This window comes from Achromobacter sp. GQ309 (genome assembly GCF_059759315.1).
The window spans coordinates 305,648-326,049 of the sequence record NZ_JCAXDP010000005.1 but is presented as its reverse complement, the minus strand read 5'-3'; the positions used below and the strand labels follow the sequence as shown (position 1 = coordinate 326,049).

General features: G+C 65.7%; 21 protein-coding genes. 16 read left to right on the top strand and 5 right to left on the bottom strand.

Going from position 1 to position 20,402, the window contains the following annotated elements:
- Window positions 1–72: 72 nt before the first annotated feature.
- Entirely contained in the window at window positions 73–1,116 is a 1,044-nt protein-coding gene (locus tag AC6CIE_RS17740) for a P1 family peptidase (RefSeq protein ID WP_218343312.1), read from the bottom strand.
- A 273-nt stretch (window positions 1,117–1,389) separates the two neighbouring features.
- Between AC6CIE_RS17740 and AC6CIE_RS17735 the strand changes: the two genes are divergently transcribed.
- From AC6CIE_RS17735 to AC6CIE_RS17725, 3 genes are all read left to right on the top strand, one after another.
- Window positions 1,390–2,172, top strand: a complete 783-nt coding sequence (locus tag AC6CIE_RS17735; RefSeq protein WP_105240302.1) for an amino acid ABC transporter substrate-binding protein — start codon at window positions 1,390–1,392, stop codon at window positions 2,170–2,172.
- Between the two features lie 84 nt (window positions 2,173–2,256).
- Window positions 2,257–2,937: an ABC transporter permease subunit gene (locus tag AC6CIE_RS17730; RefSeq protein WP_056327000.1), complete on the top strand. Its 681-nt coding sequence runs from the start codon at window positions 2,257–2,259 to the stop codon at window positions 2,935–2,937.
- Window positions 2,934–3,686, top strand: a complete 753-nt coding sequence (locus AC6CIE_RS17725; protein ID WP_239212921.1) for an amino acid ABC transporter ATP-binding protein — start codon at window positions 2,934–2,936, stop codon at window positions 3,684–3,686. The genes AC6CIE_RS17730 and AC6CIE_RS17725 overlap by 4 nt, the downstream gene beginning before the upstream one ends.
- Window positions 3,687–3,809: 123 nt before the next feature.
- Here AC6CIE_RS17725 and AC6CIE_RS17720 read toward each other — a convergent pair whose 3' ends face one another.
- On the bottom strand, window positions 3,810–4,478 hold the full coding sequence (locus AC6CIE_RS17720) for a peptidoglycan DD-metalloendopeptidase family protein (protein ID WP_175124570.1): 669 nt from the start codon (window positions 4,476–4,478) through the stop codon (window positions 3,810–3,812).
- A gap of 198 nt (window positions 4,479–4,676) precedes the next feature.
- Between AC6CIE_RS17720 and AC6CIE_RS17715 the strand changes: the two genes are divergently transcribed.
- The 9 genes from AC6CIE_RS17715 (at window position 4,677) to cyoD (ending at window position 12,539) form a co-directional block, all read left to right on the top strand.
- Window positions 4,677–5,102, top strand: coding sequence for a DUF2946 family protein (locus AC6CIE_RS17715; RefSeq protein ID WP_498093171.1), 426 nt, complete (start codon window positions 4,677–4,679; stop codon window positions 5,100–5,102).
- A 105-nt stretch (window positions 5,103–5,207) separates the two neighbouring features.
- Window positions 5,208–5,843 (top strand): SCO family protein, encoded by a 636-nt coding sequence (locus AC6CIE_RS17710; protein WP_498093169.1) that lies wholly within the window; start codon window positions 5,208–5,210, stop codon window positions 5,841–5,843.
- Window positions 5,844–5,862: 19 nt separating this feature from the next.
- Complete coding sequence (locus tag AC6CIE_RS17705) at window positions 5,863–6,351, top strand: copper chaperone PCu(A)C (protein WP_498093167.1); 489 nt, start codon at window positions 5,863–5,865, stop codon at window positions 6,349–6,351.
- Window positions 6,352–6,663: 312 nt separating this feature from the next.
- Window positions 6,664–7,869 carry an ATP-binding protein gene (locus tag AC6CIE_RS17700; RefSeq protein ID WP_175124446.1) on the top strand — a complete coding sequence of 402 codons (1,206 nt, stop codon included), beginning with the start codon at window positions 6,664–6,666 and terminating at the stop codon, window positions 7,867–7,869.
- A 5-nt stretch (window positions 7,870–7,874) separates the two neighbouring features.
- On the top strand, window positions 7,875–8,426 hold the full coding sequence (locus AC6CIE_RS17695) for a response regulator transcription factor (RefSeq protein ID WP_056558235.1): 552 nt from the start codon (window positions 7,875–7,877) through the stop codon (window positions 8,424–8,426).
- Window positions 8,427–8,683: 257 nt separating this feature from the next.
- Window positions 8,684–9,592 carry a ubiquinol oxidase subunit II gene (gene cyoA, locus AC6CIE_RS17690; RefSeq protein WP_175124445.1) on the top strand — a complete coding sequence of 303 codons (909 nt, stop codon included), beginning with the start codon at window positions 8,684–8,686 and terminating at the stop codon, window positions 9,590–9,592.
- Window positions 9,593–9,594: 2 nt separating this feature from the next.
- Window positions 9,595–11,571 (top strand): cytochrome o ubiquinol oxidase subunit I, encoded by a 1,977-nt coding sequence (gene cyoB, locus AC6CIE_RS17685; protein ID WP_175186325.1) that lies wholly within the window; start codon window positions 9,595–9,597, stop codon window positions 11,569–11,571.
- A gap of 3 nt (window positions 11,572–11,574) precedes the next feature.
- A complete protein-coding gene (gene cyoC / locus AC6CIE_RS17680; RefSeq protein WP_056326361.1) occupies window positions 11,575–12,189 on the top strand; it encodes a cytochrome o ubiquinol oxidase subunit III in 615 nt (204 codons plus the stop codon).
- Window positions 12,189–12,539, top strand: coding sequence for a cytochrome o ubiquinol oxidase subunit IV (gene cyoD, locus AC6CIE_RS17675; RefSeq protein WP_175124443.1), 351 nt, complete (start codon window positions 12,189–12,191; stop codon window positions 12,537–12,539). Before cyoC ends, cyoD begins: the two co-directional genes overlap by 1 nt.
- 134 nt (window positions 12,540–12,673) lie before the next feature.
- Here the strand turns inward: cyoD and AC6CIE_RS17670 are convergent, their stop codons facing one another.
- Window positions 12,674–15,190, bottom strand: coding sequence for an ankyrin repeat domain-containing protein (locus AC6CIE_RS17670; protein WP_498093164.1), 2,517 nt, complete (start codon window positions 15,188–15,190; stop codon window positions 12,674–12,676).
- A gap of 179 nt (window positions 15,191–15,369) precedes the next feature.
- On the opposite strand from AC6CIE_RS17670, the gene AC6CIE_RS17665 reads away from it, so the two are divergent.
- Window positions 15,370–16,002 (top strand): nitrogen fixation protein NifQ, encoded by a 633-nt coding sequence (locus tag AC6CIE_RS17665; protein WP_498093162.1) that lies wholly within the window; start codon window positions 15,370–15,372, stop codon window positions 16,000–16,002.
- 40 nt (window positions 16,003–16,042) lie between these two features.
- Here AC6CIE_RS17665 and AC6CIE_RS17660 read toward each other — a convergent pair whose 3' ends face one another.
- Window positions 16,043–18,109 carry a TonB-dependent receptor domain-containing protein gene (locus AC6CIE_RS17660; RefSeq protein ID WP_286937735.1) on the bottom strand — a complete coding sequence of 689 codons (2,067 nt, stop codon included), beginning with the start codon at window positions 18,107–18,109 and terminating at the stop codon, window positions 16,043–16,045.
- Window positions 18,110–18,207: 98 nt separating this feature from the next.
- Between AC6CIE_RS17660 and AC6CIE_RS17655 the strand changes: the two genes are divergently transcribed.
- Window positions 18,208–18,423 carry a SlyX family protein gene (locus tag AC6CIE_RS17655; protein ID WP_056558252.1) on the top strand — a complete coding sequence of 72 codons (216 nt, stop codon included), beginning with the start codon at window positions 18,208–18,210 and terminating at the stop codon, window positions 18,421–18,423.
- A gap of 3 nt (window positions 18,424–18,426) precedes the next feature.
- Here the strand turns inward: AC6CIE_RS17655 and AC6CIE_RS17650 are convergent, their stop codons facing one another.
- Window positions 18,427–19,245 (bottom strand): class I SAM-dependent methyltransferase, encoded by an 819-nt coding sequence (locus AC6CIE_RS17650; RefSeq protein ID WP_175124441.1) that lies wholly within the window; start codon window positions 19,243–19,245, stop codon window positions 18,427–18,429.
- A gap of 219 nt (window positions 19,246–19,464) precedes the next feature.
- On the opposite strand from AC6CIE_RS17650, the gene AC6CIE_RS17645 reads away from it, so the two are divergent.
- Window positions 19,465–19,830 carry a DUF4148 domain-containing protein gene (locus AC6CIE_RS17645; protein WP_105240312.1) on the top strand — a complete coding sequence of 122 codons (366 nt, stop codon included), beginning with the start codon at window positions 19,465–19,467 and terminating at the stop codon, window positions 19,828–19,830.
- Window positions 19,831–20,006: 176 nt separating this feature from the next.
- Window positions 20,007–20,387, top strand: coding sequence for a hypothetical protein (locus tag AC6CIE_RS17640; protein WP_175124440.1), 381 nt, complete (start codon window positions 20,007–20,009; stop codon window positions 20,385–20,387).
- Window positions 20,388–20,402 lie beyond the last annotated feature (15 nt).

The following is a 20,402-nucleotide window of genomic DNA, read 5'->3' as shown; positions in this document are numbered from 1 at the left end:
CGCCCCCGCCCCGGCGTCGTGCCGGCGCCTGTCATCATGGCGGGCTTGTGTGACAGGCGCGGGACAGCGGTATCACCCCACGAAATCCACCGCGGCCGGATAGCCGTCAATGGCGCGCGCGGCCAGGATCGCGCGCTGCACCGCGATCGCCATGACCTCGGCGGCCATGACACCCAGCAGCATCACGTTGGCGGATTTGCCCGACGCGCCCGTGCCCAGCGCGAAGATCGTGTCGCCGTCGAGCATGGTGTGGATGGGGTTGATCGTGCGCGCCAGGCCGTCGTGCGCCATGCCGGCGATCTTTTGGGCTTCGGCCTTGGTGATCCGCGCATCGGTGGCCACGGCGCCGATGGTGGTGGCCGCGCCCGCGCGCATCGACTTGGGCAGGTCGCCCGCCAGGATGGCCGCGCGCGTGTCGAACAGCATCTTGCCGTCTTCGGTGCGCGCGCCGGCCAGGATGCGCCCGGTGGCCGGGTCCAGCACATCGCCCACGGCATTGACCGCAACGATGGCGCCCACCGTCACGCCCGCCACCGTCAGCGACGCGCTGCCGATGCCGCCCTTCATGGCGCGCTTGGGGCCATACAGCTTGCCCACCGTCGCCCCCGCGCCCGCGCCCACGTTGCCTTCCTGCGGCGCGTCGGCTGTCGCCGACCGGCAGGCCTGGTAACCGGCGGCGGCATCGGGCCGTACCGACGCGTCGCCCACGCCCAGGTCGAACAACACCGCGCTTGGAACGATGGGCACGAAGGCCACGCCTACGTCAAAGCCGATCTTCTTTTCTTCCAGATAGCGCATCACGCCCGACGCCGCGTCCAGGCCGAACGCGCTGCCGCCCGTCAACACCACCGCGTGCACCTTGTCGACCATGTTGATGGGGTTGAGCAGGTCGGTCTCGCGCGTACCGGGCGCCGCGCCGCGCACATCCACCCCGCCCGTCGCGCCGGCCTCGGCAATGATGACCGTGCAACCGGTGGGCCGGCGCGTCTCGGTGTAATGCCCCACCCGCAAGCCCGCCACATCGGTGATGCTGCCGCCGCCCGGCATGGGCGCCGCGCCGCCAGCGGCCTGCGTGGGCATCGCCCCCGCCGCGGCAGCGCCCGCTGCCGCCACCATGAACGCACGCCTGTTCCATTGCTGTTCCACACCCGTCTCCGTCAACGTAAAGCCAGAAGGTCCCGGACCGACTGCCCCGGGCTTTCGTGCCCCGGGCGTTCGTGCCCCGGGCGTTCGTGCCCCGGGCGTTCGGTAAAGCTATATGACTTGTAGCTATATTTTTACTATTCCATATGCTTTGTGGAAAAATAGGCCGGTTGTTAGAGTGCCGCTACGCCGGAGGGCATTGCAGGCCCACATGCTCTCCACAGTGATCATCCGTGGAGCATTGCCATGAAACTCTTCCGTACGCTGTTCATCGCCGGCCTCGTGCAGGTCGCCGCCCTGTCCGCCGCCCATGCCCAGTCCGAACTGGACCAGATCAAATCCGCGGGCGTCTTCAAGATCGGCACCGAAGGCACCTACGCGCCTTTCACCTTCCACGACGCATCGGGCAAGCTTACCGGCTTTGACGTGGACATTGGCCGCGCCATCGCCGAGCGCCTGGGCGTGAAGGCGCAATTCGTCGAAGGCAAGTGGGACGGCCTGATCGCCGGGCTGGACGCCAAGCGCTACGACGCCGTCATCAACCAGGTGGGCATCACGGATGCGCGCCGCGCCAAGTACGACTTCTCCGATCCCTACATCTCGTCCGCCGCCGTGCTGATCGTGCGCGACGACAACACCAGCATCAAATCCTTTGCAGACCTGAAGGGCAAGAAGTCCGCCAACACGCTGACCAGCAACTTCGGCAAGCTGGCGCAGAACCACGGCGCGGAAGTGGTCGCCGTGCAGGGCTTCAATGAAGCCATCGACCTCCTGACCTCGGGCCGCGTCGAAGCCACCGTCAATGACAACCTGTCGTTCCTGGACTTCAAGAAGCAGAAGCCCAACGCCCGCGTGAAGATTGCGGCCACCGACAAGACGGCGGAGTTCAGCAATTCGGGCGTCCTGATCCGCAAGAACAACCCCGAGCTGCAGGCCGCCATCAACAAGGCGCTGGCCGACATCAAGGCTGACGGCACGTACAAGACCATCTCGGTCAAATACTTCGGCACGGACCTGTCCGCGCAATAAACCACTGGAGCGCCCATGACGCTGCCCCCCTGGCTGCACGCCGTCCTGCCCGACTGGCTGCTGGCAAAAATAGGCGAATGGTCGGTGCCGGCCTGGGTGCAGCTGATGGCGGACTCGTTCTGGCCGCTGCTGCACGCGGGGCTGGTCTTCACGGTTCCGCTGACGTTGATGTCGTTTGCGCTGGGGCTGGCGCTGGCGTTCGTGGTGGCGCTGATCCGGCTGTTCGGGCCCGCGCCGCTGGTGGCGGTGGTGCGCTTCTACGTCTGGCTCATCCGCGGCACGCCGCTGCTGGTGCAGCTGTTCGTGATCTTCTATGGCCTGCCCAGCGTGGGCATCGTGCTGGACCCGTTGCCCGCGGCGCTGATCGGCTTCACGCTGAACGTCGGCGCGTACAACTCCGAAGTGATCCGCGGCGCGATCGAATCGATTACCAAGGGTCAGTGGGAAGCAGCCTATTCGCTCAGCATGACGCGCGGCCAGGCCTTGCGCCGCACGATCCTGCCCCAGGCGGCCCGCGTGGCCGTGCCGCCGCTGTCCAATTCGTTCATCGCGCTGGTCAAGGACACGTCGCTCGCGGCGGTGCTGACGGTGCCGGAAATCTTCCAGGCCGCGCAGCGCATCGCAGCCGTCACGTATGAGCCGCTGATTCTCTATACGGAAGCGGCGCTGATCTATCTGGCGTTCAGTTCGGTCCTGTCCGCCGCGCAAGTGCGGCTGGAACGGCGCTTCGGCCAGCATGCGATGTTTAGCGAGAAGACCCGATGATCCGCCTTGAAAAAATCGAAAAGTCCTTCGGCGGCAATCCCGTGCTCAAGCAGGTGGATGTCCAGATCGACGAAGGCAGCGTCACGGCTTTGATCGGCCCGTCGGGCAGCGGCAAGAGCACGCTGCTGCGCTGCGTGAACCTGCTGGAAATGCCGGATCGCGGGCGGCTGGAGATCGGTCCGGAAACGGTCGACTTTGAACCCGGCCGCAAGCTGGCGCGCGAACAGGTCCAGGCGGTGCGCAAGCAGACCGGCATGGTGTTCCAGAACTTTCAGCTTTTTCCGCATCAGACCGTGATCGGCAATGTGATGGAAGGGTTGGTGACGGTACAGAAGTGGCCCGCCGACCGTGCACGCGCGCGGGCGGAGGAATTGCTGCGCAAGGTGGGGATGCTGGAGAAGGCGGAAGCCTGGCCGGCGAATCTGTCCGGCGGCCAGCAGCAGCGCGTGGCGATCGCCCGCGCGCTGGCGCCGGCGCCGCGGGTTTTGCTGTGCGACGAGCCGACCTCGGCGCTGGATCCGGGATTGGCGGCGGAAGTGGTGGATGTGCTGCGTCAGTTGGCCGCGGAAGGCATGACGATGCTGATGGCCACGCATGATCTGCGGCTGGCGGCCAGCGTGTCGCGGGAAGTGGTGTTTCTGCTGGATGGCGTGGTGGTGGAGGCCGGGGATTCGCGGTCGGTGTTCACGAATCCGAGTGATTCACGCACGGCGGCGTTTGTATCGACGCTGACGCAGGAAGCGCCGTAGATCCGGGTGTCTGACACCCGATGAAAGAACTCGGTGTCTGACACCCTCTGAGACGCTGCACCATGGTGTCAGACACCTGCCGCAAGTTGGAGACTGTTTTACTTGGCGCAAAGCCGCCGTCTGCTACTTCGGCGGCAGGGATCCCGCCGGGTCGACCGCCTGACCGTCGTAGCGCAGTTCGAAATACAGCCCGACCTGCTTGCTGTCGCTGTTGCCCATCTCGGCGATCTTCTGGCCCTGCGACACGCGTTGCCCTTCCTTGACCAGCAGCTTGCTGTTGTGCGCGTAGATGCTGAGGAAGCTGGCGTTGTGCTTGACGATGACCAGATGCCCGTAGCCGCGCAAGCCGCTGCCCGAATACGCCACCGTGCCGGGCGCGGCGGACACGACGGGCGTGCCGGCGGAATTGCTGATGACGATGCCGTTTGAATGGGAACCGTCGTAGCCGCGCGTGACCTTGCCCTGCGCGGGCCAGACCAGCGAGATCGCGCCCGGCGGCGCCGTGCGCCGCTTGCCGGATGACGCGGTGGCGCGCGGCGCGGGTTTGGGTTTGGTGCTGGCCTTGCTGGGCGGCGAGGTGCGCGCCTGCCCGGCGGGCGGCTCGACCCGCAGGACCTGGCCGACTTCGATCGAATTGGAGTTCGACAGCTTGTTCCACCGGACCAGGTTGCTGACGGTCGTGCCTTCCTTGCGCGCAATCTGGTACAGCGTGTCGCCCGACTGGACCCGGTAATAGCCCGGCTGGACCTTGGTCGTGCCGCAGGCGGTCAGCAACACCAGCAGCGCCGCCATCAGCGCGCCCAGCCATAGACGGGAATATGAGCCCGCGCGTCCCGGCCCGGCGGACGGGTCGGCATTGGACAAACTGGCGGCGGACAAAGTCGAAACGGACAAGGAAAGCTCTGAAACCTGGGGCACGGGGTCGCGTGTCGGAAAGAAGTGCGTTCAAGGGTACCAAGAAATCGGGAACGCTTGGCATAGAATGCCTGCATGCCTTCGTCGACCCGCCTCCTGTGCACGCTGCGCGCCCTGCGCGCCGACGCCGTGCTTTGGCTGGCGATCCTGGCATTGGCGCTGCGGGCGCTGGTTCCCGCTGGCTACATGCCGGACGCCCGCGCGCTGCACGATGGCCGGCTCGAGGTCACATTCTGCTCGGCGGCGGGCAACGTGTCGTCATTCAGCGTGGCGCTGCCGGCCGATGACGGCGGCAAGGCCCCGCACGACAACGCCAACACCGGCGCGCAATGTCCCTTCGGCCTGCTTGTCCACGTCACGCCCGCCACGGCGCCGGCCATGACGCCGCTGCTGCTGACGGCCGCCGGACATCCTGTCTTCCCTCCTGCGCATCGCGCCCTGCCCGCGCAGCCCGCCCACGGTCCGCCGCTGGGTTCGCGCGCGCCGCCGCCGCTGGCATGACTTCGTCCAGGATCGTCCACGCCCCTTACTAATTAGTAAGGCGCTGCGGACGGCACTTGCCGTGCGGCCCGACCGCGTGGCCGACTCGTCAATCCAGAGGTTTCAATGAACTCCCTTTTTTCGCGCACGCCCGCCGGCGTGACGCGCGCCGCCCCCACGCCGGGCGCGCCCGACCCGCGTCGCCGTCTGCTGCTGTCGACACTGGCGCTGCTGCCGCTGGCGGGCTGCGGTCCCGACGCCCCGCCGCTGCACGGCATGGACCTGTCCGGCATGACCACCGGCGATTTCCAGTTGCAGGACACCGATGGCAAAACCCGCACCCTGGCCGACTACCGCGGGCATCCGGTCATGTTGTTCTTCGGCTTCACCCAATGCCCGGACATCTGCCCGACGGCGCTGACCCGCGCCGTCGAGATCAAAACGCTGCTGGGCAAGGATGCCGACAAGCTGCGCGTTCTCTTCATTACCGTGGATCCCGAGCGCGACACGCCTGAGATCCTGCGCGCCTACACCCAGGCCTTCGATCCCGGCTTCGTCGGTCTGCGCGGCACGGCGGAACAGACCCGCGCCGCCGCCCAGGCCTTCAAGGTGTTCTACCAGAAGGTCCCGACCGGCTCGTCCTACACCATGGACCACACCGCGCTGACGTACCTCATCGACCCCGAAGGCAAGCTGCGCGTGGCGCTGCGCCATCAGCAGAGCGCGCAGGAATGCGCGCAAGACCTGCGCACCGTGCTCTGACCCAATAAAGGAAACCCTCATGAAGAAGCTTTCGATCAAACCGCTGGCCGCCGTCTTCGCGATGGCCCTGGCCGGATTCAGCCATGTTGCGCTGGCGCAGGACGCCGGCCTGTCCGTGCAAGACGCCTGGGTGCGCGCGACCGTGCCCAACCAGCACGCGACCGGCGTGTTCATGCAACTGACTTCCAAGGAAGCCGGCCGGCTGGTCGGCGTGGAATCGCAGGCGGCCAAGCACGTGGAAGTGCACGAGATGGCGATGCAGGACAACGTCATGAAGATGCGCCAGGTGCCCGGCATCGACCTGCCCGCCGGCCAGGCGGTGGACCTGAAACCCGGCGGCTACCACGTCATGCTCATCGACCTGGCCAAGCAGATCGTGCCGGGCGATCACGTCGCGCTGACGCTGATCGTGGAAGACGCGGCCCGTCAGCAACGGCGCGTGCCGATCGACGCAGTGGCCCGGCCGCTGAATGCGACCGCCGCGCCAGCGGCCGGTCACGGCCACTGATGACGGGCGGCAGGCGTTCATCGCGCGCCTGCCGCGTGGCGGGGTCGCACCGCGATCTCGCCATTTGAATGCCTATCGCCGGCGCTCCATGCTCGAATGTTCACCTATCGGCGGCCACATATCAGGGACACATCGCCCCGCCGCCGCGACAGCGCCGCCCTCCGATTCACCATACAATGCCTGCACGTCCGAATCCCGCGCCTTCCGGCCCGGGCAGCAGCCGGCCACCGCCGCCGCGCTCCGGATGCCAGCGTTCCGCGCAGCCGGGCGCCCGTAACTGCCGGCAGGCTGGCCGGCCCTCTGTATCTGGATATGCCCGGTAGTTCCGCCTTTTCCTTCCTGCGTACCCTCTGCAGCCTGCGCTGGCTCGCCATCGCGGGCCAGGCCGCCACCGTCCTCGTCGCCAGCAGCGTGCTGGGCCTGGATCTGCCGCTGGAACCGCTGTGGCTGGGCGTGGGCATGCTGATCGGCTTCAACGTCTACGCCAGCCTGCGCCTGCGCCATCCGCGCGACCTCTCCCACGCCACCGCCTTCGGCCACCTGTTCATCGACATGGCGGTGCTGGCCTGGATGGTGGGCTGGAGCGGCGGCATCAGCAACCCGTTCGGCACGATGTTCCTGATCCTGACCGCCCTGGCCGCGCTGGCGCTGCCTCGCAATTGGGCGCTGGCCGCGGCGCTGGCTGGCGTGCTGGGCTACGGCGCCGCGGCCATCTTCGGCCAGCCCCTGCGCGGCGACGTCGACCCCCACACCCTGCTGTTGTGGGGGCTGGGCGCCAATTTCCTGATTTCGGTCGTGGTGGTGCTGGTGTTCTCGACCCGCCTGGCCGCCGACATGCGCGCCCGCGAGCGCGAACTGGCCCGCCTGCGAGAACGCTTCACGCGCAACGAAGGCATCGTCGCCCTGGCCACCCACGCCGCCGCGATGGCGCACGAGCTGAACACGCCGCTCGCCACGATGACGCTCCTGACCGACGAGATCGCCGCCGAGGTCCAGGACGACGAAGACCTGCGGGAAGACGTCACCACCCTGAGCCAGCTTCTGGCCCTGTGCCGGGAACGCATCCGCAATCTGGCGGTCCCAACCGCCGTGGATCTGGTTCGCGTCGTGGGGCAGTGGCGTCTGATCCGGCCGACCATCGACCTGCAACGCTCGGGCACGCTGCCCACCAGCCTGCGCGTCGATCCCGCCATCGCCCACTTGCTGCAGGCGTTGCTGAACAACGCCGCGGACGCGGGGGAATCCGCCGACGCGCCCCGCGTGGACCTGCATCTGGAATACGGTTACGGCGCCCTGCGCGGCGAAGTCCGGGACTACGGCCGGGGTTTCGATCCCGATCATGCCGTGCTGCCGGCGACCAGCCTGTTCAACAGCGGCAAGCCGGGAGGACTGGGCGTGGGCCTGGCCCTGTCGCACGCCACCGTGGAACAGATGGGCGGCGAAATGACCATGACCGCGGCCGAAGGCGGCGGCACCCGCATCCGCTTTTATTTGCCTCTCGGCAACCCCGGGACCTGAATGTGATGAATGCAAACGATCTTGGCCTGCTGATCGACGACGACGAACTCTACGTGCGCACCCTGCAGCGCAGCCTGTCGCGCCGCGGCCTGGAAACCCGAACCGCCACCGGCATCGCCGAGGCCCTGCGCGTGGCCGAGGAAATCCGTCCAGCCTTTGCCCTGGTCGACCTGCGCCTGGGCGAAGACTCCGGCCTGACCCTGATCCGCCCGCTGCGCGCGCTGCGCGAAGACATGCGCATCCTGCTGGTCACCGGCTACGCCAGCGTGGCCACCGCCGTGGAAGCCATCAAGCGCGGCGCCGACGACTATCTGCCCAAGCCGGCCACGGCGCCCATGATCCTGCGCACGCTGGGTCTGGTGAAGCCAGAAACAGTTACGATCGAAACGACCATGACGCCGTTGCACCGCCTAGAATGGGAGCACATTCACCAGGCTCTGCACGAGACCGGCGGCAATGTTTCCGCCGCGGCGCGCCTCCTGGGCATGCACCGGCGCTCGCTGCAACGCAAGCTGGCGAAAAAACCGGGGCCGGAACGCGAGGTGCTTCCGGAATGAGTTGTGCGGGGCGACACATCTTTACAACACCCCCATGTGCACCTGCGACATATCGTCGCACCCCCTCCCTCCCCTCGGGGCTTCTGCTCCCCTAGGAAAACCCTGAATCCGCCGCCATTGGGCCGGATTTCTCCCAGGCAATGCGACCTTTCGTCGCAGGCTTGACCCAGATCAAACCGATAGGATGGACGTTGCTGCCTAGCAGCATTCCAGTCTGCTGCTTTGCAGCATTTCCCACCTTCCATCCAAGGCTGTACGTGAAACACCCCCTCCTTGCGACCCTTACGCGCATATTTGGCGTCGGCGCGGTCATGCTGCTTGGCGGCTGCAACATGGAAATCCTCTCCCCCAAGGGAGATATCGGCATCCAGGAAAAGACGTTGCTGCTGACGGCGACCGGGCTCATGCTCATCGTCGTGATCCCGGTCCTCATCATGATCGTGGCGTTTGCCTGGAAGTACCGCGCTTCCAACACCAAAGCTGACTACCAGCCCAAGTGGGCCCACTCCACGGCAATCGAAGCCGTCGTCTGGACCGTCCCTTGTATCATCGTGGCGATTCTTGCCGTGATCACCTGGCGCTCCACGCACGCGCTGGATCCCTACAAGCCGCTCGTGTCCGAACACAAGCCGGTGACCATCGAGGTGGTTTCACTGGATTGGAAGTGGCTCTTCATCTACCCCGAGTACGACATCGCCACGGTCAACGAGATCGCGTTCCCCGTGGACGTTCCGGTCAACTTCCGGATCACGTCGGCTTCGGTCATGAACTCGTTCTTCATTCCCCAGCTCGGCAGCCAGATCTATTCGATGGCCGGCATGGAGACCAAGCTGCACCTGAACGCGCGCGAAATCGGCACCTACGCCGGCATTTCGGCCAACTACAGCGGCGGCGGTTTCTCGGGCATGCGCTTCAAGGCGCACGCCATGTCGCAGGAAGGGTTCGACAACTGGATCAAGGAAGCGAAGGCTGCTCCCACCGCGCTGACCCCCGAGGTCTATGCGGAACTGACCAAGCGCAGCGAGCGCAACCCGGTCGTGAAGTATTCGTCGGCGCCGCCCGCCATGTTTGATTTCATTCTGGGCAGCACGATGACCAAGATGGCCGGCGTGGACTCCGCCACGTGCACCTCCACGTCGAATAATCTGATCGCAGGAATCAACTAACAATGCTCGGGAAACTTACCCTCGAGGCCATTCCGTACCATGACCCCATCGTCATGGTTACGCTGGCCGCCGTGTGCCTGGGAGGCCTAGCGGTCTTCGGCGCCATCACCTACTTCAAGAAGTGGAAGTACCTCTGGACGGAGTGGCTCACCACCGTCGACCACAAGCGCATCGGCGTGATGTACATCATCGTTGCGCTGATCATGCTGCTGCGCGGCTTTGCCGACGCCATCATGATGCGCACGCAGCTTGCCGTCGCGTCCGCGGACTCGGCCGGCTTCCTGCCGCCGCACCACTACGACCAGATCTTCACCGCCCACGGCGTCATCATGATTTTCTTCATGGCGATGCCCTTCATCACCGGGCTGATGAACATCGTCGTGCCGCTGCAGATCGGCGCCCGCGACGTGGCGTACCCGTTCCTGAACTCGCTGAGCTTCTGGCTGTTCGCCGCCGGTGTCGTGCTGATGATGCTGTCGCTGTTCGTGGGCGAATTCGCCGCGACCGGCTGGCTCGCGTATCCGCCGTTGTCCGGGCTGGACTACAGTCCAAGCGTGGGGGTGGATTACTACCTCTGGGCACTGCAGATATCAGGGCTGGGGACAACACTTAGCGGCATCAACTTCATCGTCACCATCCTGCGCATGCGTGCGCCTGGCATGACCCTGATGAAGATGCCGATCTTCACGTGGACCTCGCTGGTCACCAACGTCCTGATCGTCGCCGCCTTCCCCGTGCTGGCCGCGACCCTGGCGCTGCTGACGATGGACCGCTACCTGGGCACGCACTTCTTCACGAACGACGGTGGCGGCAACGTCATGATGTACGTGAACCTGATCTGGATCTGGGGCCACCCCGAGGTCTACATCCTGGTGCTGCCGGCCTTCGGCGTGTATTCGGAAATCGTTGCCACGTTCGCCCGCAAGACCCTGTTCGGCTACAAGTCCATGGTTTACGCCACGGCCGCCATCGGCGTGCTGTCGTTCCTGGTCTGGCTGCACCACTTCTTCACCATGGGTGCGGGGGCCAACGTCAATGCCTTCTTCGGCATAGCGACAATGATCATCTCGATCCCGACCGGGGCCAAGATCTTCAACTGGCTGTTCACCATCTACCGCGGCCGCCTGCGCATCACGACGCCGGTGCTGTGGACGCTGGGCTTCATGATCGTGTTCGTCATCGGCGGCATGACCGGCGTGATGCTGGCCATCCCCGGCGTGTCGTTCATCCTGCACAACAGCCTGTTCCTGATCGCGCACTTCCACAACACCATCATCGGTGGCGTGGTGTTCGGCTGCATCGCCGGCATGGTCTACTGGTTCCCGAAGGCGTTCGGCTTCACGCTGAACGAGCGTCTGGGCCGCTACTCGTTCTACTGCTGGTTCGTCGGCTTCTTCCTGGCCTTCATGCCCCTGTACGTCCTGGGCTTCAAGGGCATGACGCGTCGCCTGAACCATTACGACAACCCCGAATGGCAGCCGTACCTGCTGGTCGCGCTGGCTGGCGCCGCGCTGATCATGCTGGGCATCTTCTTCCTGCTGCAGCAAGTGTTCGTCTCCGTGCGTCAGCGCAAGCAGAACCAGGACGTCACCGGCGATCCGTGGGATGGCCGCACGCTGGAATGGTCGATCTCGTCGCCCGCGCCCTTCTACAACTTCGCCCACGTTCCTCACGTTGATGAACTGGACCAGTTCTGGGAAGACAAGCAGAGCGGCAAGGCGTACAAGCGCCCGGCCAAGTACGAAGACATCCACATGCCGAAGAACACCGCCGCTGGTGTCTGGATTGGCGCCTTTGGCCTGGTCATGTGCTTTGCGCTGATCTGGCACATCTGGTGGCTGTCGATCGCCGGCCTCGTGGGCATGATCGGTTCGTTCATCGTTCGCGCCTATGACCGCGACGTCGACTACTGGGTCCCGGCCGCGGAAGTCGAACGCATCGAAAACGCTCACTTTGACAAAATGCAGAAGGCCGCCTGAGCCATGATTCAAGCCGTAGCCACTCACCCCCACGCGGGTCACGACGATCACGCGCATCACGACGATGGATCCAAGACCGTTTTCGGTTTCTGGGTCTATCTGATGAGCGACTTGCTGATCTTTTCGGTGCTGTTTGCCACGTTCGCGGTGTTGTCCAACGCCACCGCGGGCGGTCCGTCCGGCAAGGAACTGTTCGACCTGAACTTCGTCCTGGTCGAAACGCTGTTGCTCCTGGTGTCCAGCTTCACCTTCGGCATGGCCAACCTGAACGTGCACGCCAACAACAAGAGCCGTGCCATGGGCTGGTTGATGGTCACGTTCCTGTTCGGCGCGGGCTTCATCGCGATGGAAATCTATGAATTCCATCACCTGATCAGCATCGGCGCCGGTCCGGGCCGCAGCGCCTACCTGTCCGCGTTCTTCACGCTGATCGGTACGCACGGCCTGCACGTGACCTTTGGCCTGATCTGGATCATCGTCATGCTCGACATGATCCGCCGTCATGGCCTGGACTCGATCAACAAGCGTCGTCTGGCGTGCCTGAGCCTGTTCTGGCACTTCCTGGACATCGTCTGGATCTGCGTCTTCACCTTTGTCTACCTTCTGGGAGCCCTCTGATGTCGCACTCCGCTGCGGCCGCGCACGGCCACGACGATCACGCCGCCGATCACGGCAGCCTGAAGTCCTACATCATCGGTTTCGTGCTCTCGCTGCTGCTCACCTTCGGCTCGTTCGGCCTGGTGATGCACGGCGCGCTGTCCCACACCGCCACGATCATCGGCGTGGTGGCGCTGTGCATTCTCCAGCTGCTGGTTCAGCTGGTGTACTTCCTGCACATGGGCGCATCGAAATCGTCCCGCGACAACCTGGCCACGTTTGTCTTCACCGTGCTGATCATCTTCATCATCGTCGGTGGTTCGGCCTGGGTGCTGTACAACATGAACGTCAACATGGGCCACGCCATGTAATGACCGCTTGCCGTTAAGGCATGCAAAAACAGGCGCCTTCGGGCGCCTGTTTTTTTTGAGGGGAGATCGCGCGGAAGGCGCTGGGGCGTCGCGGGCAGCCAGCTGGCCGCTGCCGCCGCGCAGCGCGCGCCGGCTCAGCGCGGCGGAGCCGGCGGCGCCAGGTCCACCTCGGCGCGCCGTGCCAGCTCAATTGCCGTCACGCCCTCGAACGGCTGCACGCGCGAAGTTTGGTTCAGGTCGCACCCAGCGGGACCAGCGGCTGCATCGAGCACCTGCTTGACCGCACGTCCGCCCATCGGGCTGACCGGGCCGTTGTTGCCAAGCTGCCAGGCCAGCACGTCCGCCACCGCCATGCCGCAACGGGCCGGCGTCTTTGGCGCGCCGCCGTGTTCGAGCAGCAACTGAACCTTGTTGTCCATGCCCAGGTTCAGCATGGTCACCAGCGGCAGCGCGTCCGCCGCCGCGACGCCCTCGAGCCGCATGTCGGAATCGCTCCGGTCGGTCGGGTCCGCACCCGCCTTCAGCCAAGCCTCGTACAAATCGTCGGGCAGCCACGGCAGGCTGAGCGGCGCGATCCGGTTGCGCAGCGGTCCCGCCGTGTCGGCCGGCGCCGCCAGCGGCACGCCTGCGGCCACCAGCCGGTCCGCGATAGCGCGCAGCCGCGCGCGCTGGCCGTCCCACGCCGCGCTGTTGCCGTCAGCCGCCGCGCGTTGCGCCACCTGATTCCACATCGACAGCAGACTGGACAACGGCTCCGTCGAAAGCGGCGCTTGCGGCGGGCGAGCAGCCTGCACCAGCTGATCGATGAGGCCAGGCTGCAGGTAGCGGACCGCCAGCGACAGGCCTTCATTCATCCCGTTACGGTCGGGCGCGTCCTTGGAGGCGCCGTAGCCGCCCACCGCGGGATCGGCGCCGTGGGCCAGCACGTATTTCACGCGCTCGGGCACGGCATAGGCCGCCGACGGGGTCAGGTCGCCGCTCGGCGATTCCCGCAGGGCCTCGAGCAGGGGCGTTTCCCACATGGGGCTGTTGCCGTAATACATGCGGGTGTAGGCGGCATTGATGTCCGCCCCCCGCGCGAGCAGTTTCTCGGCAAACCAGAAATTCTTCGGCGTTTGCAGCGCGGCATGCAGCAGCGAGCGCCCGTTCTTTTCGCGCGCGTTCGGATTGGCGCCCTTCTCCAGCAGATAGATCAGGTTTTCCTTGCTGTCGCTGTAGTACGAAATCCGGCGCATCAGCAGCGGCGTGCCGTTCGAGTCCAGCGCATCCACCGGTGCACCCGCGGCGATCAACATGTCGGCCAGCGCGTAGCGCTCTGCGGCCGGACGCGTGTCCTTGGCGTCCGGCAACGCGCTGGCGACCAGCGAGAACCCGTTGTCGGGACCATCCGCCTTGGCGCCCGCGTCCAGTAGCACGCGCACCGTCTCAAGCTGCTTGCGCGACACGGCCACGGACAGAGCGGACCTGCCGTATTCGTTCACGCCGTTCGGATCCTGTCCGCCTGCAAGCTGAGCGCGCACCGCGTCCAGATCGTTCGCCTGGATCGCCTGGAAGATCGCCAGGCGCGGACGGCAGACCTGCGCATCCAGTGCCGAGGCCTCCAGCGCCGCGCCGATGCGGGACGCGATGTTGGCCGGAATGGCTTCCTTGGCGGCAAGGCGCTTTGCGCAATACAGCCGGTAGTCCTCGCGCGCCAGCGCTTCGTAATAGGCCCGCTCCTCGCGCGATTTCTCGCGCTGTTTCCAGCGGGCGTCGGCGCGGTTCAGGTAGGCGGCGGTGCGCGACGGATCGCGCCGCAGCACGTCGGTCAGGATGCGTTCCGCCTGCGCCGTGTCGCCCGACTCGGCCAGCCAGAAGCCGTAGTCGTTCAAGGCAGTCAGCATCTCGGCGTCCTTGCCGTCCGGATCGATCTCGCGATAATCCTGCGCCATGACGAAGCGGCGCAGGTCGGCCAGCGCACGGTTGAACTCGGCGGTCTTGGCACGCGGAATGGCGCGCGCCACCTGGTGCAACGTGCGGAACGTGGCCGTCACGTCCGGCGCCGTCTGGTGTTCGAAGCGCACCTGCGCGGGAAATGGGTCCAGCCGCGTGGGATAGTCGCGCAGCGCCGCGTGCAATGTTGCCAGGGCCTGCGCGCGGCGCGCCTCGTCCCACGGCCGGCTGCTGGTGACCACCGCTAGCTGCGAGTCGGCGTTGACCGACGCGGCCTCACCTTTGTCGTCCACCAGAAAACCCGTGGCCTTGACGGCGCCGGCGCCGCGATCGGCATAGCCGACCCAGTAGAAGGCTTCGCCTGCGCGCGGGGACCGGACCGCCACGTTGTCCTCGCGCGACGCCTTCCAGCCTTCGGGATCGATCACCAGCGGCTGCGAGCGGAAATCCAGCTTGAAGGTCTTGGCCCCCTCGCGCACGTACCGGTACAGGTACAGCCGGTTTTCCATCTGACCAACAAGGACGGCGTCCTTGACGTTCTCGGTGCCCCACACCCGGCGCTCGGGCTCGCGCAGCGGATAACGGGAAAGCCGGATCGAATCAATGACAGCGCCGACGTCGAAGGCCAAGGCGGGCGGCGGCGATGCGGCCATGCCGGCCAGCGCCAGCGCGACAGCGCCAAACAGACGGGTGACAGCGGGACGGAAACGGCGCGGCATGTTTGGGGTGTTATGCAATGGATAGGACGCCGATCATACCTGTCCCCGCTAATTACCCTCGGGTATGTCCCAACGGGGATTCACCCGCATATGGCAGAAGCGCGCCGATTTTTCGTTATATATTCGCCCCTACACTGTTTAGTTAACAGCTTAATAAAACCGTTACCGCATTAAGAATCATGATGGACGCCGTGCCTGTGCCGCCCTCTCTTCCCGACACCAGCATCACCGATCGGGCCCAGCGGTTTGCGCATGCCTTGCTGCGATATGCACCGCCCGTTCATCCCGACGCCGGCTTTTTCGCCGCCGTCATCGGCACCAGCATTGCCCACCAGGATCTGGCGCGCAGTGGTCTGTCGCCCGCCGAATTTCACGACCTGCTGGACTACCTGTTCCCGGGCGCGCTGACCGGCTTCGACACATCCCTGTCCCCGCTGCGCGAGCAATATGCCGCCTACGTCGGGATCGGCGTGAGCGATCCGCAGCCCGGTTTCACGCTGTTGATGCGCGTCCTGCTCGACGCCTACCGCGCGCCCGGTCCCGACACCACCCCATGGGTCAGCAGCGTCCTGGCGCACGCCTGCCTGCGGCCCGACCACCTGTGGCGCGATCTGGGTCTGTCGGGACGCGAAGACGTCACCGTGCTGCTTGCGCGCCACTATCCGGGCCTGGTGAGCCGTAACGTGAACAATCTGCGCTGGAAGAAATTCCTGGCGCATTCGGCGTGCGAACACGCCGACCTGCCCGCCGCGGCCGCGCCGGGATGCAGCGATTGCGAGGACAGCGCGTTCTGCTATCCCGCCGCGGCGTAAGGCGCGGGCGGGCCCACGACAGCCCGCCGCACCTCGCGCGTCAGAACCGGTAAGTCGCCCCCACGCCCACGCCCGCATTCCGTCCGGGCGCCGGTTCGTAATAGCGCCCGTTGCCTTCGTTGACGATGACCGAGCCTGCGTAGTCGCGGTCAAACAGGTTGTCGACGCGGGCGTAGGCGTTCAGCTCCCACGGGCCGGCGCGCTTGATGTAGCCGACGCTGGCGGCCGCGACAAAATAGGCGGGCGCGTCGCCATTGTTGGCATCGTTGACGTAGATCTTGCTCAGGTAGCGCCCTTCCACTCCGGCCTGCCAGCCTTCGGGCGGCGCCCAGGCCAGCGAGGCATACGCCGCCTGGCGCGCGATGCCGGGGATCTTGTTGCCCGCGCGGATATCGCCGCTGCCGTCGTCGGCGTAGCGTGCGTTGAGCATCGTGTACGCGAGCTGCGTGCGCCAATGGCGCGCAAATTCCCCGGACCAGCTCAGTTCCAGGCCATCGCGGCGCGTGCGGCCGGCGTTCTGGTAGCTGGTGCGCCCGCCCAGGCTGCCCGCAGACACGATCTCGTCGTCCGTGCGGGTGCTGAACACCGCGGCCGTCAGCAGGCCGCCGGCCATGCGCGCCTTGACGCCGGCTTCGACGTTGGTGCTGACCGACGGCATCAAGCCGAAGTTCAGCCCCGGGTCGCCGCCGGGCCGGTACGAGATCTCGTTCAGGGTGGGCGTCTCAAAACCCCGGCCGTACGAGGTGTAGACGCTGACGTCGTCGTTGACGGCGTAGCGCAGCGCGGCCACGGGCAAGGCCTTGCGGTAGCGCGCGCCGCCGCTGTCGTCGGTATTGCCGACCGTGATGTAGTGGTCGTCGGAGTCGAAGCGGACCGTGCTGTAGCGCAGGCCTGCGTCCAGCGTCCAACGGTCGGCGAAATTCCAGGAGGCCTGCGCATAGGGGTCGGCGTTGTAGACGCGATTGGTTTCATCGCGGCGCAACGCGCCTTTCACGCCCAACTGCCGGCTTGCCCCCGAACCGACGAAGTTCTCGTAGCCCTTGCGGTCTTCCTGCATGGTGTCGTACGAGAAGCCGCCGATCACGGTCAGCGCGCGGCCCGCCAGCGTCAGTTCCGAGGTCCAGCGCACGTCCGCGCCGCCGTATTGGCGCTTCAGATCAATGACGCCGCCGGCTTGCGTGGGCGGAGTCTGCACGGCGGGCGGGATCGACTGATATTGCGTGGTATCGCGCTGGCCGTAATACACCATCACGCGCAGCGCGTTGCGGCCGTCGATCTGGTGGTCGAAGACCAGCCCGCCCTGCGTCTGCTTGACCGTCTTGCGGGTGTTGTACTGCTCGGCCACCGGCGCGCTGCGCGGGTCGTCCTGGAACTGCTGGTAGGTCAGGCCCAGCGGATCCTGCGCCTTCAGGTCGACGCTATTGACGACAAGGGTCAGGCGGCTGTCGTCGTTCAGTTGCAGGCCCAGCTTGGCGTTGCCCAGATTCTTGCGCGCGGCGCTGTGGTCGCGATAGCCGTCGGTGGTGAAACGCGACAGGTCCAGCACGTAATCCAGCTGACCCGCGCCCGTGCCCGTGACGCCGCTGGCCTGCGCGCCGTAGCGCCATGTGCCGTAGCTGCCGCCCCAGCCGCTGGCGGTGATCTCGGGCGGATTGGCGCCGTCCTGCGTGAACACCTGGATGACGCCCCCGGAGGAATTGCCGTACAGCGCCGAGAACGGCCCGCGCAGCACCTCGACGCGGTCGATGGAGCCGATGTCGATATTGGAGGTCTGCCCCTGGCCATCGGGCATCGTGGCGGGAATGCCGTCGACATACAGCCGCACGCCGCGCACACCGAACGTGGACCGCGCACCGAAGCCGCGGCTGGAAATCTGCAGATCCTGCGCGTAGTTCTGGCGGTTCTGGATCTGCAGGCCGGGCACGCCGGCCAGCCCTTCAGACAGGTTGATGCCGGGCTGCTGCCAGCGCATGGCGCTGCCCTGCACGACATCGACGGAGGCCGGCGTGTCCAGCACCGCGGTGCCGAGCCGGGTGCCGGTCACCACCACCGGGGCCAGCGTCTGGGCTTGCGCCAGCGCGGTCGCAGCCGGTGCAAGCGCCAGTATCGTGCTTGCCGTCCACCACCACGTGCCGCTGTCCCGCCATTGCCGCTGTACCAAACTTCTCTCCTGTGATCGGGCGGGAATGGGTTCTAATACCCGCCATGGAAAATACGCAAGACATCGAACGCCGGCTGATGGACCTGGAGGTCAAAGCCAGCTTCTCGGATGATCTTCTGGAGCAGTTGAACCAGATCATCGTCCGCCAACAACAGCAGATCGACCGGCTCATGCGCGAGGTCGCCGACCTGCGCCAGCAGGCGCCTGAGGGGGCAGCCCCCTTCCGCAGCCTGCGCGACGAACTGCCGCCGCACTACTGATCGCTAATAGTGATAGCGCAGCAGCCTGGTCATACTACCCAAGGGCTCGACCCGGCGCATCAGCCATAACGCCGCCTGCGCCGGCAGCGAATATCGTGCCCGCTGCGCGGGGTCGTCGGTTTCGTACCCGCCGCGCACGGTGCGCAGCCGCAAGGCGGGCACCTGCGCCTCCAGATCCTGCGGGCGCCTCAGACTCCAACGCGTGACCGCGCCTGTCGATTGGATCATGCGGTTGTGCGCCACCCAGCTCAAGCCCAGGCGGTTGTAGGCGTCAAAGACGACCTCGCCGGACGGAAACCGCGCCGTCACCGCGCGCAGCAAGGTCAACAGCGCGTCCTCGGGCAGATAAAGAAAAAGTCCTTCGGCCACGACCAGCGTTGGCTTGCCGGCCGGGATCTGCGCCAGCCAGTCCAGGTCCGTGACGGGCGTGCCCACCAGCGTGCAGCCCGGCCGCGGCGGATACAGCTTGCGCCGCAGTTCGATGACCTCGGGATAGTCGACCTCGTACCAACTTATGCCCGGTGGCGGATTCACCCGCTGCACGCGCGTATCCAGCCCGCAGCCCAGATGCAGCACGGTGGCATCGCCGTGCGCGGCGATGAATTCGCGGGCCCAGCCATCCAGCGTGTGGGCGCGCATCGCCAGACCGATCATTTCGTCGCGGCGCATGCGCAGGCGGGAAAAATCGTAGTCGATGCGGCTAACGGCATCGGCGGCGTGATGGTCCTGCAGCACGGAATTGGGCAGCCGGCTTTCTCGCGCCTTGGCGTACAGCGTGATGAGAAGCGTGGCCTTTTCTCGGGTGAGGTCGATTTTTTCCATTCACAGTCCTGTCGATCCGCCCCGCTTCGGCATTCCAAAAATGGTGACTCAATAGCAATTGAAGCCACATCTTCCCATTGATGGAATTATCTTTTACCGATATCCGGGTTTATCCGCATTCTAGATCGGCGCAAGATTCAAGCCATCGGGAAACAGCAACGAACCACGACGGAAAGGCCGCCGGATTCGCTCCCAGGCTCTAGAAATCGGAGGTTTACCATGAAGACCCTTGCTACCGCTTTGATGTTCTCGCTGGCTGCACTGAGCGCCGGCGCCTATGCCTCGCCCAACATCGAACCCAACAATGTGCCCTTCCAGGGCGTCTACGGCACCCCGTACGAAGGCCCCACCCGCGCTCAGGTGCAGGCCGAACTGGCTGCCGCGAAGGCCGCCGCCAAGGCCGCCGGCATCAACACCAACGCCGAACCGAACAACACGCCTTTCCAAGGTGTGTATGGCACGCCGCACACCGGCAAGACCCGCGCCGACGTGAAGGCCGAACTGGCCGCCGCGAAAGCCGCCGGCCAGGTGTCGAACGTGGAACCGAATGACATGCCGTTCGCCGGCGTGTATCACGGGAACTGATACGGCAACGGGGGCCCGTATCGGATAGGGCATCCCGGCCAAGCGACGATTTACCCTCCCCTTGATGACTCTTGGCCGCCCGGTTGGGCGGCCCTTTTTTTTGGCGTACTATCGGCTCAGATTCACGGTGCAGACTCGCTTACCGCCTTATTGGCTGTTCACATCAGGAGCCCATCTTGAAATATCCCCGCGTTCTTGCCGCAGTGCTTCTGTCCGCCGGCATGGCGTCGGCGGCGGTCGCCGCCCCGGCCGTCATGCTCAACGACGCCCTCATCACGCAGATATTGCCGGCAGACCGCGCCTCGTTTCACGAGGCGGTGGCGCAGGCGCTGAACAGCTCGGCCGACGGCCAGAGCACCGAATGGAAAAGCACGCACCAGCGCAAGAAGGCCGCACCGATCACGGTGCAATTGACGCCCAAGCAGACCACCAAAACCGGCAATGACCGCGTCTGCCGCTTTTTGGTTGGCAACTTCGCGCGGACCACCACGACGGAAACCTGGCAGTTCTGGTTCTGCAAGCAACCGGACGGCACCTGGAAGGCCAGCGCAAACTAGGCCTGGCCGCTCACC

Coding starts and splice junctions, on each gene's coding strand:
- AC6CIE_RS17695 (WP_056558235.1), top strand. CDS start 7,875: ATGAATGCAAACGATCTTGGCCTGCTGATCGACGACGACGAACTCTAC.
- AC6CIE_RS17650 (WP_175124441.1), bottom strand. CDS start 19,245: ATGGAAAAAATCGACCTCACCCGAGAAAAGGCCACGCTTCTCATCACG.
- AC6CIE_RS17725 (WP_239212921.1), top strand. CDS start 2,934: ATGATCCGCCTTGAAAAAATCGAAAAGTCCTTCGGCGGCAATCCCGTG.
- AC6CIE_RS17715 (WP_498093171.1), top strand. CDS start 4,677: ATGCCTTCGTCGACCCGCCTCCTGTGCACGCTGCGCGCCCTGCGCGCC.
- AC6CIE_RS17645 (WP_105240312.1), top strand. CDS start 19,465: ATGAAGACCCTTGCTACCGCTTTGATGTTCTCGCTGGCTGCACTGAGC.
- AC6CIE_RS17705 (WP_498093167.1), top strand. CDS start 5,863: ATGAAGAAGCTTTCGATCAAACCGCTGGCCGCCGTCTTCGCGATGGCC.
- AC6CIE_RS17700 (WP_175124446.1), top strand. CDS start 6,664: ATGCCCGGTAGTTCCGCCTTTTCCTTCCTGCGTACCCTCTGCAGCCTG.
- cyoD (WP_175124443.1), top strand. CDS start 12,189: ATGTCGCACTCCGCTGCGGCCGCGCACGGCCACGACGATCACGCCGCC.
- AC6CIE_RS17665 (WP_498093162.1), top strand. CDS start 15,370: ATGATGGACGCCGTGCCTGTGCCGCCCTCTCTTCCCGACACCAGCATC.
- AC6CIE_RS17655 (WP_056558252.1), top strand. CDS start 18,208: ATGGAAAATACGCAAGACATCGAACGCCGGCTGATGGACCTGGAGGTC.
- AC6CIE_RS17740 (WP_218343312.1), bottom strand. CDS start 1,116: ATGGTGGCGGCAGCGGGCGCTGCCGCGGCGGGGGCGATGCCCACGCAG.
- AC6CIE_RS17670 (WP_498093164.1), bottom strand. CDS start 15,190: ATGCCGCGCCGTTTCCGTCCCGCTGTCACCCGTCTGTTTGGCGCTGTC.
- AC6CIE_RS17710 (WP_498093169.1), top strand. CDS start 5,208: ATGAACTCCCTTTTTTCGCGCACGCCCGCCGGCGTGACGCGCGCCGCC.
- AC6CIE_RS17720 (WP_175124570.1), bottom strand. CDS start 4,478: ATGGCGGCGCTGCTGGTGTTGCTGACCGCCTGCGGCACGACCAAGGTC.
- cyoC (WP_056326361.1), top strand. CDS start 11,575: ATGATTCAAGCCGTAGCCACTCACCCCCACGCGGGTCACGACGATCAC.
- cyoB (WP_175186325.1), top strand. CDS start 9,595: ATGCTCGGGAAACTTACCCTCGAGGCCATTCCGTACCATGACCCCATC.
- AC6CIE_RS17735 (WP_105240302.1), top strand. CDS start 1,390: ATGAAACTCTTCCGTACGCTGTTCATCGCCGGCCTCGTGCAGGTCGCC.